The organism is Pararhodobacter sp. SW119, from assembly GCF_017811755.1.
Classification (GTDB): Bacteria; Pseudomonadota; Alphaproteobacteria; order Rhodobacterales; family Rhodobacteraceae; genus Pararhodobacter.
In genome coordinates, this window is sequence record NZ_JADDJF010000056.1 from 1 (window position 1) to 17,501 (window position 17,501).

Consider the following 17,501-nt stretch of genomic DNA (forward strand, 5'->3'; position numbering starts at 1 on the left):
CGCCGAGATCATCTCGACAAGTTCCGGGGAGGCGGCATCGACGTTGGCGAAAGGGTCGGGCATAGAACTCTCCCGAAGGTTGCGGAGGTTTCCGGCGCCTCGAACGCAGGGTCACGGGCGCAGTTTCAACGCGCCTCGAGCGGATAGCTCCACTCTACCGCAGAAATGTCGATCCATCGCGTGAAATCGCACGGCAGCCTCAAGAATATATGCCGACGCGGACCGAATTACCCCTGGGTATAGGTGCCGAACACTCACGCGTTCTCTGCGTCGAGTACCTCGCCGAGCCGATCGAGAAATTGTAGGCAAGTGTCGATCTGGGAAACCTCCACAAACTCATCGCGCTGGTGAGCCTGGACGATCGAACCGGGGCCGATGATCACCGACGGGATACCCCCAATAACCTCGAAGACGCCGCCTTCCGATCCGTACGATACCTTACCGCCCCACTCCGGCAGGATCGCCCGCAACTTCTCGAGGCCGGGGGTGCCTGTGGCGTCGCCCATCGCCGGATACGAGAACACCTCCTCCCAGGCGATGCCTGCCTCGGGTGCGCCTGCGCGCATGATCGGCAACAATTCTGCTTCGACTTCGGCGATGAAGGCCGCGAGGTCGGCCCGCGCGGCGGCCTCCTCGAGGCTGCGCAACTCGAAGACGAACACGCAGGTGTCGGGGGTCACATTGGTCGCCACCCCGCCCTCGACCACCGTGGTCAGCATGGTCGAATGCGGCACCGAGAAGTCCGGCTCGAACGGGCCCTCGCTCTGGTATCGGCTTGCCCGCTCGGCGATCATAGCGATGATGGTAGCGGCATGCTCCACGGCGTTGACGTGATTTGGCGCAAAGGAGGAGTGGCCACCGAGGCCGCTGACCGTCACCCGCATCGCGATCTTGCCCTTCTGGCCAGTGACCAGTTTCATGTCCGTCGGCTCGCCGATGATCGCCAACTCCGGAGGTGAATGCAGCGCCGCGAGATGACGGGCGATAGCCGGCGCACCGAGACAGCCGACCTCCTCGTCGTGTGAGAAACAGAGGTAAATCGGCCTGCGCAGCCGCCGCGCCGCGAGATCGCCGGCAACCGCCATCACGCAGGCGGCGAAGCCCTTCATGTCGCAGCTGCCGCGGCCGTAGAGCCGTCCTTCGCGCTCATTCATCTCGAAGGGTGGTGTCGTCCATCGCGCCGCGCGCGCCGGAACGACGTCGGTATGCCCCGAGAGCACGATGCCCGGGACACCCTCCGGCCCAAGGCGGGCGACAAGGTTCGCCTTCGTGCCGGTATCATCGGGCAGCACATCGATCTCGGCGCCAAGCGCGGCAAAGTGGTGCGCCATGTGGTCGATAAGCGCCCGGTTCGGTTGCGCACTCACCGTGTCGAAGCCGATCAGGGCGGCCAGATGCCGCTTGGCCTCGTCGAGGCGCGGATGATGGGCCTGGCGATTATTCATGGCTGGCTCCCCTGATCTTTCTCTTGGCAAGTTGACGGCGCAGAGTCGCGATGATCACGAACGCGATCAGCGCGGCGAATATCCAGGTGATCGGTGACGAAAGCAGGACCCATGGGTCGCCGCGCGACGTCGCCAGTGCCCGGCGCAGGTTCTGTTCGATCATTGGGCCGATGATGAAGGCGATCAGGAACGGCGCCGGAGGGATGCCTATCAGGAACATCAGGAAGCCGACGACGCCCATGACCAGCAGAACCGCCACGTCGAACATGCTGCTCGAGATCGAATAGATCCCGAAAATGCAGAGCGTCAGCACCACCGGGGTGAGGAGCGACGCCGGCACCCGGGCGATGCTGGAGAACATCGGTATGGTGATCTTTCCGGCGCCGAACAGGAAGATCGAGGAGAACAACATGCCGATAAAGAGCATGTAGATCTCGTTGATGTTGGTCTGGAAAAGAAGCGGGCCCGGCGAAAGCCCGTGGATCAGGAAGGCGCCGAGCATCACCCCGGTGATCACGTCGCCCGGGATGCCGAGTGCGAGCAACGGGATCATCGTCGCGCCGCACGCTCCGTTGTTGGCCGATTCCGAGGCAGCAATGCCCTCAAGCGAGCCCTTGCCGAATTCCTCGGGGTGCTTGGATGTCCGCTGTGCCTCGCCATAGGAGAAGAAGGCGGCCGCTGACGGACCGATCCCCGGAATGGCGCCGAGGACCACCCCGATGCCCGAGCCCCGCAGCAGGCTCTTGAACACTGCCCTGAACTCGGCCGCGCTGACGCGGTCGTAGCCAACCTGCATCGGCTCGGTATTCCGCGCCGCCCGGAACACCACGAGCTTCAGGAGTTCGGGGAGCGCGAAAAGGCCGATCAGTACCGGGGCAACGGCGAGGCCGGCCTGCATATCGGTGGTGAGCGAGAACCGGAACGAGCCGTACATGTCCTGGCCGACGGTCGCGAGCAGCAGGCCGAAGCAGGCCGAGACCAGGCCGAGCAGCAACGAGTTGCCGGAAACGCCGGCGACCGTGGTCAGCGCGAACAGCATCAGCATGAAGAACTCGGGCGGGCCGACCCGCAGCGCAAGCAGGGCGAGCGGCGCCGCGAGGAAGATCAGCGATATGTTCGAGACGAAGTCGCCGAATACCGACGAGTAGAGCGCCATGTTGAGCGCCTTGCCTGACTTTCCCTTCTGCGCAAGCGGGTAGCCGTCGAGCGCCGTGCAGGCGGCCGAGGCGGTCCCCGGGGTGCGGATCAGGATCGCCGACACCGAGCCTCCGTAGGTGGAGCCCTTGTAGAGTGCGACGAGCAGCAAGATCGCCGGTACCGCCTCCATGTAGAAGGTGAACGGCAGCGCCAGTGTCACCGCCATCGTGCCGGTCATGCCGGGCGTTGCACCGATGATCACACCTGCCCAGATTCCGAGTGCGATGATCATGAGGTTCTGGAACGTCACCACCGCCTGGAAGGCGATCAACAGATCATCGGCCATGGGTTGCGTCCCCCGAGATTTCCCGTCAGAGCCCGATTGCCGGCAAGAGCCATCCCATCGGAAAACGGGTGTTGAGCATGTTGGTGAAGAAGACGTAGAGCGCGATCGGAATCACGATCGCGGCGACGGCGCGCCAGATCCAGCGGTCGCTTCCGCCGCTCAGCATCACGAAGGTGCCGGTGAGCAGGATCGTGGCAAGCAGGAATCCGAGTACGGGAGCGAGCAGCAAGAAGGCGCCGAGCGCCAGGATCGCCATCCCGAAGCGGCCGAGCAGAACCGGCACCGGCTCGGTCAACTCCCACTCCGGCGGCTCGTCCAGCGCCCCCGGCACCGACTCGGGTGCGACGGAGGCCGGCCGGAAGACCGCCAGCACAATGGCCAGCGCGCCGAGCGCCGCTCCGGTGATGGAGATCACGCGCGGCCAGAAATCCGGCGGTGGCGCGAAACCGGGAATGAACGATGGACGCGGGACGTAGGCCGGTATCAGCCAGAGCAGCACCAACCCGAAGAAGACAAGGATGACAGCACCCTTGAAGATTGCGGCCTTCACTGCTCCGCCCTCCCTCTCACGTCATGCAGGGCGCGCCCCGCCGCGGCAGTGCGCGCCACAAGGGGAGTGGTTCAGTCGAGGTAGCCGAATTCCGCCGCGAGTTCGCGGAAAAACTGGTACTGCTCCTCGATGAAGGTGGCAGGGTCATAAGTCCCAATGGTCGAGACCGAGCCGCGACGCCCGGCGAGAGAATGCCAGCGGTCATCCTCTGCGACCTCGGCGAGCACCTCGCTCCAGGTCGAGACGATCTCCTCGGGCAGGTCCGGTGGCCCGTAGAGCCCGCTCCAGCCAATCACTTGGCCGGCGCGCTCATAGCCGAGTTCCTGGGCAGTCGGCACGTCCGGTAGCTGGTCCATCCGGCTTGGGCTGTAGATCATCAGCGGGCGCATGTCGCCGCTTTCGATATGCGGCATCAGCGACGCCGCAGCGATCGCAAGGAAGTCCACATGTCCACCGAGCAGTGCCGTGGCGAGTTCGGCCCCGCCCTGGTAAGGGATCAGGGTCGCGGCTCTCAGGGGATCGAGGTCTACGTCAGAGAGCAGGGCCTGCACAGTGAAGCCGTCGATCGAAGTGGCGCCCGAGGCGGCATAGGTCAGCGCGCCCGGCTCCTGTTCGATCGCTTCGAGCAGGGCTTCGACGCTCTCGTAGGGCGAGGCGGCCTGCACCGCCAGGATCATCGGCGTCGCCTCGAGGATGCCGAGGAAGGTGTAGGCGTCATGGGGCACCGCGTCCGCGGGCGTGACCGCCGGCGACAGCGCCATGCCGACGCGCGACAAGAGCAAGGTGTAGCCGTCGGGGTCCGCATTGGACACCGTGCGCGCCCCAACCATGCCGCCGGCGCCAGGCTGGTTGGTCACAACGATCGGCTGGCCGAGATGCTCGCCACCCACCTCCGCAAGCGCCCTGCCGGCGAGATCGGAGGCTCCGCCCGCCCCGTAGGGCACAACGAGGGTGACGGCTTGGCTGGGATAGTCTTGAGCGAGGCTACCAGTGCCGAAAACGGCGGCGATGACCGTGGCGAGAATCGTGCGGTGCATTGGGCTTCTCCCTGTTCTTGGCGTGGATCGCTCGAAATATTCCCGACTCGTTCTCCCGTTCTTCAGATCTACAAGGAAAGAAAGCCTACCAGCAATCAGGCGAAAGAACAACTCAGGCTTGATTTCGGGCTTACCGTTTCGCCCCTTTGGAGACCGGATCTGGGTTGATGCCGGTGAAACCGACGAGGTTGCCTTTCCAGTGCTGTGGCTCGGCGCTGAAGGGCAAGAACACGATGATGGACAACAACAGCGGTCACTACCAGCCCTCCGATGGGCATTTCATGACCCTGCTGAAGCTGCTGCACGACGGCGGCGCCACGGATGCATCGATCAAGGTGGGAACCCACAGCACCGTTCCAGGGTTCGGCAGCTTCGGTTCGCACAGCGGCTACATGTCGGTCGACAGCTACCTCAACAAGGTCAAGGACAAGGCAAAGACGTACAGCTACGACCTGACAAACCTTGCGACTGGCACCTGAGTCCGACCGCTGTCGCCGGTGGCGCGGCAGGATCGGTGCCTGTTTCGCTGATGGCTAATGCGCGATGAGATGCCTTCCGCTCGCAACAGCCGCGCTTTTGCTCCTGCCGGTCGCAGCCGGCGGAGGATCGCCTTGGCTCAGGTCGCCACGTTCTGCTTCCGCGGCATCCAGCTCGAGAACGCACGCGACCTCGTCCCCGAAAACCTGGTCGCGAACAACAATCGCGCCCGGGGAACAGGCAAGGTCATCGTGGTCTTGCAGGCCCTGCCGGCGGTTTTGGCCGCCAGCTTCCTCACGTGGATGATCAAGGAAAGCTCCTCCTTTCCCTGTGCGGTACAACCTTCGAGATGGGTTATACATAGCAAGGCCCGTCGATGAGCGGATGAGCCTTGATGAAGTCCTCGTCGATCTCGAGACCCATCCCCGCTCCTTCCTGCGGAAGGACGCTGCCATCCTTTGCGATGCGGTACGGGACACCGCCGAGCTCGTCGCGAAACGGATTGTGGCGAGCGACGTCTCCTTCGAAATAGCCTGCGTTGTCGATGGCTGCGAGGAGGTGGATCGACGCCGCCATGTTGATGCCGGTTGCGGAGGTGTGGGGATTGAGGGTCAGCTTCCATGCGGACGTAAGGGCGGCAATCCGCATCGTCTCGGTCACACCTCCGGTCTTCGACAGGTCGGGTTGGGCGAACCGAACCGCACCGTCTTCGATCATCCGCGCGAACTCGTAGCGGGTGTAGTGATTTTCCCCTGCCGCCAACGGTACCCGCGTTAGCGCGGCCGCCTCCGTGTACGATCGGTAGTCATAGGGGGAGAAGGGCTCCTCGAGCCAACCAACACCCAGCTCCTCATAGGCGTCCGACGTCCGTCGGACGTCATCCAGAGTGTAGCCGGTGTTGGCATCGACGAGGATCTCGATCTCGTCTCCCAATTCCGCGCGAACAGCCTGCACACGCTCGATATCGCGGCGAACACTGTCGCCGACCCGGAGTTTCAAGGCGCGGTATCCGCTTTCAACATGGCGCGCCGCCTCCTCGGCAAGCTGCTCTGGGGCCTGCCAACCGAGCGAGATGCCGCCAGCATAGGCTCGAACGGGTCGTGCGGCTCCACCGAGAAGCCGGTAGAGCGGCCAGCCCGAAGCTTTGCCCCGAATATCCCACAGCGCAAGGTCGAGGCCGCTCAGTGCAAGCGCTGCTGCCGCCCCCATGCCGTGGCTTGCGAGCTGCATCTTGTAGACACGTGCCCAGACCGCGGAGACGTCGAGAGGGTCCATCCCGAGCACGAGATCGCGAAGCGTCGTATCGATAAGCTTTGCCACGGCTCCGGGGCAGCGGCCGTGATGAGCCTCCCCCCAGCCATGGAGCCCCTCGTCGGTCTCGACCCGCACCAGGACGGCGTCGCGCTTCACTGCCCGGCCGATGCCGAGCGTCACGTTCTGGCCCTCGGGAACCATGAACGAGATCGGATGTGCAGCGATATCTTTGATTTTCATTGAGGCGCTCTCCGGGATCAGGATGGGGCAGAGGACCGGCGCGTGCGGTACTCCGGGTTGACGAGGTTCTGAGGCTCCGCACCCGTGAGCAGTCGGCACATTTCCTCAGCGGCCCCGATACTCATGGCGCGCATGCTGGTCGCGGTGATTGCTGCGACGTGAGTGGTCATCAGAAGGTTCGGGCAGTCGAAGAGCGGCGATCCGCGCTCGAGGGGCTGTTCGGCATAGACATCGAGCGCCGCCCCCGCGATGCGCCCTTCCTGGAGAGCCGCAGCCAGCGCCGTGGCGTCCAGCACCGCGCCGCGCGATACATTGATGAGGACAGCCCCGGGCTTCATTCGTGCTATCAGGCGGGCGTCGACAAGTCCGCGGGTGGAGTCGTTCAGACTGCACGAGAGCACAACGGCATCACTCTCGCTGAAGAGCCGCTCAAGATCCACCGCCTCCACATCCCCGGCCAAGGTCTCGGGGCGTCGCGCTACGCCCAATACCCGCATGCCGAAGCCGCCGCGGGCGATCTCGGCAATCCGCGAGCCGATGGTCCCGACACCGAGGATACCGATGGTGGAGCCACCGATCTCAAGAACATCCCCCGCAATCGAGCGACCAGCGTCCCAACCATCGGATCGATGCGCCTCATCGATCGCAGCGAGCCGCCGACGCAGGTGAAAAAGGGCAGAGAAGACGTACTCCGCCACAGCCTGGGCGTTGATCCCCGGCAGGTTCGCGACCGCCACGCCGGCCGCGGTGGCGGCTTCGACGGGGATAAAGTCGAGGCCGACGCCATGACGCACCAGGCCGACGAGCTGCGGCCCATGATCGAGTATGTCGGAAGGGAGCTGGCAGCGAACGATTATCCCGGCTGCATCTTGGGTGAGGGAGCGGAGCGTCTCCGCACGCGTGTCCGGCGCCTCGACGAGGCGGGCATGCTGCTCCAGAATTGCCCGCCCATCCGGGTGGATGGGGTTCGTCAGCAGTACCATGGGCATGTCAGGCATTTGCGGCCTCCTCGGCAACAATCTGATTCACGAGGCTTCCAAGTCCCGTAATGCGAATTGACACGCGTTGTCCGGCCTGAAGCCAATTCGGCGGCTTCTGGACTGCCGCAACACCGGCGGGCGTGCCTGTAGCTATCATGTCGCCAGGATGAAGCTCGGTCGTCTGCGACAGGATCGACACCAACTGTGCGACGTTGAACAGCATCATCCTCGTGCTGCCTCGCTGGCGAATGACGTCGTCGACCCGAAGCTCGATATCAAGATCCTGTGGATCGGGGATCTCGTCCGCGGTGGCGAGGAATGGCCCGCATGGGCCGAAGGTAGGGAAGTTCTTGCCCCGCTGGAAGTTCCCCTCGGCGCGAATGATCTCGCTCGCGCTGATGTCGTTGAAGATCATGTAGCCGGCAACATGGTCCAGCGCTTCGCTCGCGCCGACCTCCGAGCAGCGCTTGCCGATCACCGCGGCAAGCTCCGCTTCGTAGGTGCAGCCGCCAACGGCCGGGAGCAAGATGTCGGCGCCCGGGCCGGCAATCGTCGATGGCGCCTTTGCGAAGACAACGGGTTCATCTGGGCACTCCATTCCCCGCTCCTCAAGGGCGCAGGTGAAGTTGTGCGCCGCGCCGAAGATCCGTGGCGGGTTCGGTAGTGGCGCGCAGAGTCTGACCGCGTCCACACGCAGTCGCGCGCTGGCCGGCGGTTCGACGTCGGCAAGCCGCGTCGCACAGGCGTGAAGTCCGGAGCCGATCATGGCGAGCATTCGCGGCTCGGTGCCCTGCATCGCCTCTCGATACGCCGGATGTGCGAGGTCGAGGATGGTGTCCTCGGGATGTTCGGCCTCGCCGAGGAGGATGCCCGCCCGTTCGCACCCGTCGTGCGTAAATGTGACGAAATGCATCAGCCGACTCGGTACTGCTCGATGATGTCGCGCCTGACATCGATCCCGAGGCCTGGTCCATCGGGAACCCGGACGATGCCGCGGTCCTGGAGGATCGGCTGACTCACCAGGTCGTCGCGAAACGGATTCTCGGTCTGCTCGAACTCGAGCATGACCGGGAAAGGAAAGAGGCTTGGCGGCTGATCGGGGAGGGCCGCCAGGAAGTGAAGCGTGGCAGATAGACCGACCGCCGAACCCCAGGCGTGCGGTACGCACTCGACGCCGTGGGCGCTCGCCAGAGTGGCGATCTTCTTGCATTCGGTGAGGCCACCGGCGGCACAGACATCGGGCTGCACGATGTCCATTGCTTTGCGCGCGATGGCGTCGCGAAATCCCCAGCGAGTAAAGTCGTTCTCGCCTCCGGCGACGGCCATGTCGAGCGCCCGGCTTACCTCGACATAGCCGTCGATGTCCTCGGGCGAGATCGGCTCTTCGAACCAGTCGATGTCGAGCTCTTCGAGCTTGCGCCCGAGCCGTATCGCCACCGGCACGCTGAAGGCATGGTTCGCGTCGACCATCAGCCGGATATCGGGTCCGACGGCGTCCCGGACAGCCTTGACCCGGTCGTAGTCACGCTGGATGGACCCGAGGCCGATCTTCATCTTGATAGCACGGAAGCCTTGGTCCACGAATTCGCGCGCCTCTTCGACCGCCTCTTCGGTCAGCCGGTCCATATCGATGAAGTAGAGGCCTGTCGCATAGGCTTCGACTTCGGTGCGAAAGGCGCCGCCGATCAGCTTGTGGACCGGCTTTCCGCAGTCCTTGCCGATGATATCCCAGAGCGCGATGTCGATGCCACTGATCGCGGCGATCGCCATGCCGGTCTGGCCGTAATCCTTTATGCGGTTGTATAGGTGCTCCCAGATGACTTCGACGTCGAAGGGATCGCGCCCCACGACTTGGGGTGCGAGTTGTGTATCGATGAAAGCTTGGGCAACCGCGGACGGGCCGTAGCACTCGCCCCAGCCGGTCAGGCCGGAATCGGTCTCGATCTCGACAAGGCAGGTGTTTCTGGTCTTGTAGAGCCAGCCACGCGACGATGTGAACGGCTTCTCGACTTTCGAACTCAGGACGTGGGTCGTGATCTTGGTGATTTTCACTCTTGGTACTCCTTGGGAACTTGCGGGACAAGGCCGCCGCGGCGGCGTGCAATCGCGCGGATGACCGGTGGAAGGACGAGCGCTGCTAAGGTGAGCGCAAGAATGGTTGCGGAAACCGGGCGCGTGAGAAAGGTGGTCCAGTCGCCGCCACTTATGACGAGCGCCCGTCGCAGCTCGGATTCGAGGAGCGGGCCCAGGATGACGCCGATGACCATTGGATAGACCGGAATGCCGGCCATCATGGCCGCGAAGCCGAATGTCCCGAGACCGAGCATGATCACCACGTCGAACCACTGGTTGGCGAGCGAGTAGGTTCCGACCACGGCAAGAACGAACAGGGCTGGCGTGAGCAGGTGTCGCGGCACGTCGAGCACTCGCACGAAGAAGCGAAAGCCGATGAGCCCGACCACGATGATGAACAGGTTGGCGAACATGACCGAGGCCATAATGTTCCAGACGATATCCCCGCTCGTCTCGAAGAGCCGGGGCCCTGGCTGAAGCCCGTGAATCATAAGACCGCCGAGCAGCATGGCGGTCACGGTGTCGCCCGGAATGCCGAGCGTCAGCAACGGAATGAGCGCGCCGCCGGTGACACCGTTGTTGGCGGCCTCGGAGGCAACGACGCCACCTGGCGCACCTTTCCCGTACTGCTTGCGGTTTCGGTCGAAGCGGCGCGCCTGATCATAGGCAATGAGCGATCCGACGCTGCCGCCCAGAGCCGGAACGATGCCGGTGGCGACCCCGATTGCGGCGGAGCGCAGGGTGTTGACGAGCTGCCCGAGCCATTCGCGGATCGGCGGAAGCATGCCCTTAAGGCTTTTCGGGGCGCTTGCATGGCCCTGTTTCTCGAATATGGATTTCAGAAGCTCGGGGATCACGAGAAGACCGATCAGCGCCGGCATGATGTCGATCCCGCGCATCAGGGCCAGCGTGTCGAAGGTCCATCGACCTTGCCCGGTGATCTGGTCCAGTCCGACAACGGACAGCCCGACGCCGATAGCGGCCGCAAGCAGCCCCTTGCTGAGCTTTCCCGGAATGATCGTGGCGATGATCGTCATTCCGAGGAGGGCTACCGCCGCATACTCGGCCGGTCCAAGCCGTAGCGCAAGCCGGGCGAGCGCCGGCGCGATCGTTACAAGCGCCACCCATGCGACGAGCCCGCCCATCACGGAGGAGATGAGGGCCCAGCCATAAGCGCGTACCGCAAGTCCGTTGCGCGCCATCGGGTATCCATCGATCGTCGTCACAACGGCAGATGGCGTGCCTGGGATGTTAAGCAGGATTGCGGGGATCGCACCCCCGGCCATGGACCCGCAATATAGCGCGATCATCATGCTGATGGCATAGTCCGCGGGAAGCGGGAAGGTCAGCGGCACGAAGAGGGCCACACCCATCGTTGCGGTCAGGCCCGGGGTCGCACCGAAAGTGAAGCCGACGACCACCCCAAAAAGGGTGAGCGCCAGAATGAGAGGATTGCTGAGCTCGAAAAAGATCGCGTCGCCGAGCAGGCCGAGATTTTCCATGGTGATTACCGGAGTGGAACGCCGAGGAGGTAGGTGAAGGCGAGCCAGACCCCGAGGCTGAAGGCGACGGACACTACGACGATGGTCGTGTATCCGCGCAGGTTTCGGGTTTCCGGAGGCGCGATGAGTAAGCTGGTCGATGTCATGAAGGCCGCGGCGGCGATCGGAAATGCGAGGCGAGACCAAAGCGCGAGAAAACCTGCAAGCAGCAGCAGTACGGCTCCACCGATCAGGAGTACCGTCATGCCGCGTGTCGAGCTTCCGCCTTCAGCTCGTCCTCGGAAGTGGTCGAATGCGTCCGAAGAAAACGCGAGGATGGCGAGAACCGCGACAACGACGACAACGGCCTGTGGCAGGGCGCCGGCATCGATGCTCCCGGACCGGCCGAATGCGCGCATCTCGAAGGCGGGGCCGGCCAGCAGGATGCAAAGGCCCATCAGGAAAAGGGTCACGAAGGCGCTGGCGGCACGCTGCATTGGAGGTCTCTCGGGTTGGGGTTTCCGGAGGGGCCGTACCCCTCCGGATCAGCCAGGTCTCAGTCTTCCTCGAAGACCTGTCCGGCCACCTCGGCAATGGCAGCCGAAACGGCCTCGATCTCGGCTTCAAGCTCCTCACCGGTAATCGGATCGACCTGGAAGCCGTTCTCTTCGGCGAAGGCCAGGAAACGCTCGCTGGTCATGGCAGCCTCGAAGGCGCTGGCGATCGTGTCGCGCACTTCGGGATCAAGACCAGCCGGGCCGTCGAGATAGGCCATTTGCACGACCGGGCCGTAGGGGAAGACATCAATCCCTTCGTCGGCGAAGGTCGGGACGTCAGGCAGGACGTCGAGCCTTTCCTCCTGGAACACTCCGAGCGCACGCAGATCGCCCGCCTGGATCTGCTCCATCGTCTCGCTCGGCTTGAGCACGCCAGCCTCGACCTGATTGCCCATAAGTTCCGCGACTACGCGTGAGCCTCCGGGATAGGGAACGTGACGATAGTCAACCTCGGCGCCGCGCGCCGTCATTGCGGCGAAGATGTGATTGAGATTGTTGGCGCCTGGCGTCGCGATGGTGACCTCGCCCGGATTTTCGCGCATGTGATCGATGAACTCGGCCAGGGTTTCATGAGGCGAGTTTCCGGGGACGACAAGGATCAGCGGATCGATCGAAATGCGGATGATGTGGGTGAACTGATCATCCCGGAGCGGCGCCTGCCCCTGCGCGATGATCGCCATGGTGGAGCTGGTACCCTGTCCGACGGTATACCCGTCGGGAGCGGCCGTTGCGACCTGGCCCATTCCGATGGCGCCAGTGCCACCGGGGACGTTCTCGATGACGACCGGCAACCCCTCTTCTTCGAGGATCGGTTGCAGAATACGCGCCATGATGTCGTTCGAACCACCCGGGTTCCATGGGATGATCCAACGAACTTCCCTGGTCGGGAAGTCCTGCGCGGAGGCAGCGCCGATGGCGAACGGCCCCAAGGCGACCGCTGCTGCAAGTGCGATGCAGTTGAGGTGACGGATCATGATTCTCTCCCTTTAAGCTTCTGGTGTTGTATGTTACAACAGACATCAGTGGATCTCCGTCGTCAATAGGTTAACTGAATCAAAATACACTTCGCTGACGGAAGCGAGGAATTGGAGTGGTCGATGTCCAGATTGAGCCTGGGAAAAATTCGCAGCGAGCCCATGTGGGACAAGGCTTACATGCAACTCAGCGAAGCGCTTTTCGGCGGTCGCTTCGAGCCAGGTAGCGTATTGTCGCTGCGGATGCTTGCCGAAAGCTTTGGTACCTCGGTTACTCCGGTCCGCGACGCGGTAAGTCGTCTGGTGGCGCAGGGGGTCCTTCGCAACGGCCCCCGCAACGCCGCAATGGTTCCTGACATGGACATCGAGGAACTGAGCAACCTGACGCTGATCCGGTGCGAATTGGAGGGACTCGCTGCTCGCCTCGCCGCCAGCGCGCCGAAACCCGATGATCTCGACGCGCTCGATGAAACGCTGACGGCAATGCGCCGGCTCATCGCGGATGGTGAGCTTGACGACTACCTGAGCCTTCATCGCGGCTTCCACTTCCAGATCTATGCAATGTCGCAAAATCCGCTGCTTCATCAGATCATCGAAAACCTCTGGCTGCGCTGTGGTCCGATTCTTTCCCTGGTCGTGCCGGACTACGTTCTTTCGCTGAAGGGTACCGATCGTCATATCGGGGTAATCGGAGCACTGCGCCGAAGAGACGCAAAAGCTGCGGAGGCGGAAATAGTGGCCGATGTCGAAGAAGCCTCGCGATATATTGCAAGCCTTGCCGACGAACACGGCAGAATCCGCCGGCCTGCCATCGCAGCACCCGAACTCCCTTAGCTTTGATCGGCATAGGTTGGGCGCGGTGTCGAAGCCTATTCCGTCCCGACCGGCGCCGGCAAGTGTCGGTCGGACCCTCACGACGGAGAAACCAGCGCCGCCCGCTACGCCGCGATCGCCGTTTGCCAGCGGCGGAGCACATCCGGGTTTCGGTTCCACCAGGCGCAGAGGCGCTGGGTCGTCCGGATGGCGTCGCCGATGCGATCGCGTTGCGACTCGAACGGAGTCTCCGGGTCGATGATCGGTGTTAGGTAAATCACCGCGAGCGTCATCGGGTAGCGTGGGAGAGATCGAATCGTCATGCCGGTCCCCTCGGTTTCGCCGAGTTTCCGGATCAGGTGCGAGTGGCGGCCCCAGCCTTTGATCATCAGTTTCACATTGGCCTCCCTGAGCTGGAGAAAGACCTTGGGCTTCGGAAGACCCGCGTGCAGGACCAGGCTCTTCGGTATGTCAAGGTGCACGGTGTAGGAGTCGTCGTTGCGGTCCGGCTTCCGGCTCTCCCGGATCTCGGGGGCGATCTGCGCGATCAGCCGTCCGATCTCCTCGAAGAAGAGCGTACGCCCTTCGTTGGGATATTCCGGCGGCACCTCGGCCTGGTCGATGGCGCACAGAAGGAGATCGCAGGCGTCGCCGGTGAAGGTGGGAAGAAGGCTCTCGTAGGAGAGTCGGTAATCGAAGTGCACTGCCTTGGGGGATCGCGCCAAGTAGTAGCGGGGGGCGAGCAGAACCGTCCTCGCGCCGCACGCGGCACCCGATCGTGCATAGCGCCCAGGCTGAACCGCGCCACCGGCATAGGACCACGGAGCGCTGATCTTGTTCTCGATCAGTAAGCGGACCCCCGCGAGCGTCACGTCGATATCGATGGTTCCGAGGTTCGCGCCCGTCGCTGCATCGGCGACGTGCGGCACCTGCACGGCCACTCGTTCGGCGGCGCCGGTGCCGGCCAGTCCGAGATGCGCGCGGACGAGCTCGCAGAAGGCGACGGATTCGCGGAAGGCAGCGGCGAAGAGCGCGTCCACCTCGCTCTCGGCAATGCGGCGGTCGATGCGCATCTCGATCATGACGATCCCAGCCTCCCCGGTTCCTTCGACGCCCGCCCGGGCATGGCCTGGCCCCGCGGCGCGGGCCCGGCCACCCTCCCTTCGCCACCCGTCTGCTGGCTCCCTTTCAGGACAGGCAGGATGTCGGCGCTGGGCATGGGGCTTCTCCGGGTCGCGGTCAGGGCGTTCCAGGGAGAAATGGACCCCATGATCGAAACGGAGAAAGGATCGGTCGAAGGGGTGCGAACCCCCTGCCTTCGGTCAGGCGCGCCGGCGCCTCACAGTGGGTCCGGCGCTAAGCCCGCAGGGCCATTGCGGCGCGGACGGCAAGGACGACGACGAGAGCGAGACCTGGCAGCAGGAAGGTCGGCGCAATGATCGGAAGGGCGTAGACCGCGCGGGCGATCTCGGCCGGCTCGCATCCTGAGCCGATCCGCAGTGTCTTGCTCGTGAGGAAGCTTTCCAGATCGAACGGGCGGGGGATGTACCACATCACGCTCCAGCCGCGCGCGACCGCGTTCCAGCCGGCGGCGCCCTCTTCGCAGAGCACGACGTGGCTGCGGAACATGTTCCAGGCGTGGCCGAGTGCGTAGAGCGGGAAGAGCCCGAAGACCAGCCCGGTCAGGAGCGCCCAGGCCCGCCCGGGCGGGCTCTGCGTGCCGAAATCCAGGAGCCGCGCCGGCCACCGCGCCTCCGCGGCAAACCGCGCCTGGCGGGCATGCAGGAGCGTCAGCCAGCAGCCCGCGAGCAGGAGTGGCGTCAGGAAGATAATGGCAAAATAGCCCGAGATCGGCTTCGCGACACCTTCCGGGAGCCCGATGCCGATGACGTTCTTGATCTGGAGAAAGGGCGGCCAGCCCAGCGTGGCGACCATCAGGTCGAGCGAAAGCAGGAGTGCCGCGATCGCAACCACCAGCCAGACCTTGCGCAGGGTCGAAAGCGGCATGTCCGTCATTCGGGCCGGACCCCGATGATCCCGTCGACCTGGAGGATGAGCGAGCGGTTGGCGCCCTCGAAGGCGAGGCCTTCCAGGCTCATCGGCAGGGCGGAAAACGGGGTGGGAAGCTCCGGCAGCCGGAACGCGTCGGCGAGCGCCTCCTCGAGCGCCGCGACCACTTCGTCCTGGACCCGCCGGGTCAGGCCAAGCGCGTCCCCCGCCAGCCGGCAGAGATCGTTGGAGACATTCACTTCGACCGCGGTGACCGAGACGGAAATCTCGCGCGGCGCGAGCTGGGGCCGCAGGTTCGCCTGCACGCTGGCGTTGGAGTTCAGGCAGGAGAGACGCAGGAGCAGCTTGACCGCCAGGCCGCCGTCCTGCCAGGGGCTCAGCTCGAGGCCCCTGAAGCGAACCTCTCCCTGCAACCGGTGCGCGGCCAGCGCCTCGAGTTCGTACACGAGATCACGCAGCGGGACCCGGACCTGCGCCTGGTGGGTGAGAAGGGAAAGGGACGTGATCCGCGCCTCGCCCGGCAGATGGATCTCGGTTCCGTCGATATCGACAGCGATGGAGACAGGGAAGGTGACCTGCGCATGGGCAAGGGACGGAAGTCCGGTGAGCAGGAATACGAAGACGATCCGGCGCATGCTTTTCGGCCCAGGCCCTTGTGGTTCGAGGGCATCCATGCTCGCACAAATCCGGTCATTCTTGAAGCCGCGAGAGGTTGGCCTGTCGACTGAGGCTCTCGCCCGCGCGGTCCTGGGGTCGCGGGGTGTAGCCGCGCGCTCTGGGCGCCAGGGTCTCGAAGCGGATGATGTCGGAGATGTCGAGCGTGCCCCGGGCGGTGGCGCGCCGGGCCAGGTCCTGGATGAGGGCCCGGTCCGTGCAGCGGATGAAGTCGGGATGGGCATAGACGAGCGCGCCCGTCTCGAGATCCTGGATGTAGAGGTGCTTGTGGAACTTCACGCACTGGAACCGGTCGGCCTCGGGCGGCAGGGTCACACCCGTCCTGGGCAGCGGGGCCGTAAGGTCGTGGCGGGAGATGGGGGCATCGAATGGCGTCATGGTCGTTCTTCCGGGGTCATCCTTGCGGGAGCGGGTGGTGCTCGTCGGGGCCGCCGGCCCGCCTCCGCCTGCGGTCCGGTATTCCCGCGCGATATGGGACCGGTCCTGCCGCCCGCGGCAGCCTGCCTGTCTGTCTTGTGTGGTTGCCGCCCGTGGCGACGGGCCCCAGCTTCCGTCCGTGCAGCCCGTCATTCCCGACGTGGCGGAAGGCGGGAGGACGGGCGTGACGCAGAAATCCTCGATCGTGGTGGTTCCGCATATTGCGGGCCTTCCCGAGGTTGCCGCGGCGCTCGCCGCGGGCTGGAGGCCGGACACCTTGCGGGGTCGGCGGGCCGCGCTCGAACGCCTGGCGCGGATCGAGGCAGATCCGGAGGGCTATGTCACTGAGCTTCTGGCGGTCGATGCGAAACGCCCGCCTCACGCTCCCCGACGGCAGCAGCGTTCCGCGCCTGCCGATGCGGACCTGGTGGATCTGCGACACGGCCGGTTTTGCCGGGCAAATCTCCCTGCGCTGGGCGAAGGGCACCGAGGCCCTGCCGGCGACCTGTCTCGGCCATATCGGCTATGCCGTCAGGCCCGAGCGGCAAGGGCAAGGTCTTGCTACCCGTGCTCTGACCGAGGTGCTTCCAATCGCGGCGGCGGTCGGGTTGGCAAATGTCGAAATCACCTGCCGGGAGGGCAATGCTGCCTCCCGCCGGGTCCCAGACCACGTTTTGCCGTATCTCGGCCATCATGATCGTCCGTTCATCGGGCACCTGATGCGGACCATCGAGCAAGGCCGGTTTGTCGACGAAACTTTCCTCGACGATCTCGGCCGCGCGATCAAGACTGCGCAAAAGGTCGTGGACGCCGGTGGAGCCACTCCGTGCTGTAGGACACATTTCCTCTTCTGCGGCCATCAGGAGTTGGCCGGTGAGTGAGCATCTCGCCCTTGATCCTCGCGAGGATGCGAGAGAGTATCTATATGGCTGCAAGGCCCTACGATCCCTACGAATGCCTTACAGCGACAAATAAAATGGCTCTCAAACCATAATTTTGCTTCCGCTCCTGAAATTCCGTCAATATATGGCTTGA

Annotated in this window: 19 protein-coding genes; 4 read left to right on the top strand and 15 right to left on the bottom strand. The window is 64.2% G+C overall.

What is annotated here, in order from left to right; all coding sequences use genetic code 11:
- Positions 1 to 254 precede the first annotated feature (254 nt).
- From argE to IM708_RS17910, 4 genes are all read right to left on the bottom strand, one after another.
- A complete protein-coding gene (argE, locus tag IM708_RS17895) occupies positions 255 to 1,445 on the bottom strand; it encodes an acetylornithine deacetylase (RefSeq protein ID WP_209427939.1) in 1,191 nt (396 codons plus the stop codon).
- Positions 1,438 to 2,928 carry a tripartite tricarboxylate transporter permease gene (locus IM708_RS17900; protein WP_209427940.1) on the bottom strand — a complete coding sequence of 497 codons (1,491 nt, stop codon included), beginning with the start codon at positions 2,926 to 2,928 and terminating at the stop codon, positions 1,438 to 1,440. The genes argE and IM708_RS17900 overlap by 8 nt, the downstream gene beginning before the upstream one ends.
- A 25-nt stretch (positions 2,929 to 2,953) precedes the next feature.
- Positions 2,954 to 3,478 carry a tripartite tricarboxylate transporter TctB family protein gene (locus IM708_RS17905; RefSeq protein WP_209427941.1) on the bottom strand — a complete coding sequence of 175 codons (525 nt, stop codon included), beginning with the start codon at positions 3,476 to 3,478 and terminating at the stop codon, positions 2,954 to 2,956.
- Positions 3,479 to 3,549: 71 nt separating this feature from the next.
- Positions 3,550 to 4,515 (bottom strand): tripartite tricarboxylate transporter substrate binding protein, encoded by a 966-nt coding sequence (locus IM708_RS17910; RefSeq protein WP_209427942.1) that lies wholly within the window; start codon positions 4,513 to 4,515, stop codon positions 3,550 to 3,552.
- Positions 4,516 to 4,682: 167 nt separating this feature from the next.
- On the opposite strand from IM708_RS17910, the gene IM708_RS17915 reads away from it, so the two are divergent.
- Together IM708_RS17915 and IM708_RS17920 are read left to right on the top strand one after the other, a co-directional pair.
- On the top strand, positions 4,683 to 4,994 hold the full coding sequence (locus tag IM708_RS17915) for a hypothetical protein (protein WP_209427943.1): 312 nt from the start codon (positions 4,683 to 4,685) through the stop codon (positions 4,992 to 4,994).
- Between the two features lie 132 nt (positions 4,995 to 5,126).
- Positions 5,127 to 5,372 carry a hypothetical protein gene (locus IM708_RS17920; protein ID WP_209427944.1) on the top strand — a complete coding sequence of 82 codons (246 nt, stop codon included), beginning with the start codon at positions 5,127 to 5,129 and terminating at the stop codon, positions 5,370 to 5,372.
- On the opposite strand, the gene IM708_RS17925 is transcribed toward IM708_RS17920, so the two are convergent.
- The 7 genes from IM708_RS17925 to IM708_RS17955 are packed head-to-tail and all read right to left on the bottom strand — an operon-like array spanning position 5,347 to position 12,551.
- Positions 5,347 to 6,486, bottom strand: a complete 1,140-nt coding sequence (locus tag IM708_RS17925; protein WP_209427945.1) for a mandelate racemase/muconate lactonizing enzyme family protein — start codon at positions 6,484 to 6,486, stop codon at positions 5,347 to 5,349. The genes IM708_RS17920 and IM708_RS17925 overlap by 26 nt on opposite strands.
- 17 nt (positions 6,487 to 6,503) lie before the next feature.
- The gene (locus IM708_RS17930; RefSeq protein WP_209427946.1) at positions 6,504 to 7,484 is read right to left on the bottom strand and encodes an NAD(P)-dependent oxidoreductase; all 981 of its coding nucleotides are present in this window, start codon (positions 7,482 to 7,484) and stop codon (positions 6,504 to 6,506) included.
- Positions 7,477 to 8,379 (bottom strand): fumarylacetoacetate hydrolase family protein, encoded by a 903-nt coding sequence (locus tag IM708_RS17935; protein WP_209427947.1) that lies wholly within the window; start codon positions 8,377 to 8,379, stop codon positions 7,477 to 7,479. The genes IM708_RS17930 and IM708_RS17935 overlap by 8 nt, the downstream gene beginning before the upstream one ends.
- Positions 8,379 to 9,518 carry a mandelate racemase/muconate lactonizing enzyme family protein gene (locus IM708_RS21735; protein WP_209427948.1) on the bottom strand — a complete coding sequence of 380 codons (1,140 nt, stop codon included), beginning with the start codon at positions 9,516 to 9,518 and terminating at the stop codon, positions 8,379 to 8,381. Before IM708_RS21735 ends, IM708_RS17935 begins: the two co-directional genes overlap by 1 nt.
- Positions 9,515 to 11,041 (bottom strand): tripartite tricarboxylate transporter permease, encoded by a 1,527-nt coding sequence (locus IM708_RS17945; RefSeq protein ID WP_209427949.1) that lies wholly within the window; start codon positions 11,039 to 11,041, stop codon positions 9,515 to 9,517. Before IM708_RS17945 ends, IM708_RS21735 begins: the two co-directional genes overlap by 4 nt.
- 5 nt (positions 11,042 to 11,046) lie before the next feature.
- On the bottom strand, positions 11,047 to 11,517 hold the full coding sequence (locus IM708_RS17950) for a tripartite tricarboxylate transporter TctB family protein (protein WP_209427950.1): 471 nt from the start codon (positions 11,515 to 11,517) through the stop codon (positions 11,047 to 11,049).
- Between the two features lie 59 nt (positions 11,518 to 11,576).
- Positions 11,577 to 12,551 (bottom strand): tripartite tricarboxylate transporter substrate binding protein, encoded by a 975-nt coding sequence (locus tag IM708_RS17955; RefSeq protein WP_209427951.1) that lies wholly within the window; start codon positions 12,549 to 12,551, stop codon positions 11,577 to 11,579.
- A gap of 123 nt (positions 12,552 to 12,674) precedes the next feature.
- Between IM708_RS17955 and IM708_RS17960 the strand changes: the two genes are divergently transcribed.
- Entirely contained in the window at positions 12,675 to 13,385 is a 711-nt protein-coding gene (locus IM708_RS17960; RefSeq protein WP_209427952.1) for a GntR family transcriptional regulator, read from the top strand.
- Between the two features lie 104 nt (positions 13,386 to 13,489).
- Here IM708_RS17960 and IM708_RS17965 read toward each other — a convergent pair whose 3' ends face one another.
- The 4 genes from IM708_RS17965 to IM708_RS17980 form a co-directional block, all read right to left on the bottom strand.
- The gene (locus tag IM708_RS17965) at positions 13,490 to 14,446 is read right to left on the bottom strand and encodes a hypothetical protein (protein WP_209427953.1); all 957 of its coding nucleotides are present in this window, start codon (positions 14,444 to 14,446) and stop codon (positions 13,490 to 13,492) included.
- Positions 14,447 to 14,720: 274 nt separating this feature from the next.
- Positions 14,721 to 15,371: a hypothetical protein gene (locus IM708_RS17970; RefSeq protein ID WP_209427954.1), complete on the bottom strand. Its 651-nt coding sequence runs from the start codon at positions 15,369 to 15,371 to the stop codon at positions 14,721 to 14,723.
- Positions 15,372 to 15,376: 5 nt separating this feature from the next.
- Positions 15,377 to 16,009: a hypothetical protein gene (locus IM708_RS17975; protein WP_209427955.1), complete on the bottom strand. Its 633-nt coding sequence runs from the start codon at positions 16,007 to 16,009 to the stop codon at positions 15,377 to 15,379.
- A 55-nt stretch (positions 16,010 to 16,064) separates the two neighbouring features.
- Positions 16,065 to 16,427 carry a hypothetical protein gene (locus IM708_RS17980; RefSeq protein ID WP_209427956.1) on the bottom strand — a complete coding sequence of 121 codons (363 nt, stop codon included), beginning with the start codon at positions 16,425 to 16,427 and terminating at the stop codon, positions 16,065 to 16,067.
- Between the two features lie 377 nt (positions 16,428 to 16,804).
- Here IM708_RS17980 and IM708_RS17985 point away from each other — a divergent pair, with 377 nt between their 5' ends.
- Entirely contained in the window at positions 16,805 to 17,347 is a 543-nt protein-coding gene (locus IM708_RS17985; RefSeq protein ID WP_209427957.1) for a GNAT family N-acetyltransferase, read from the top strand.
- Positions 17,348 to 17,501: the final 154 nt, after the last annotated feature.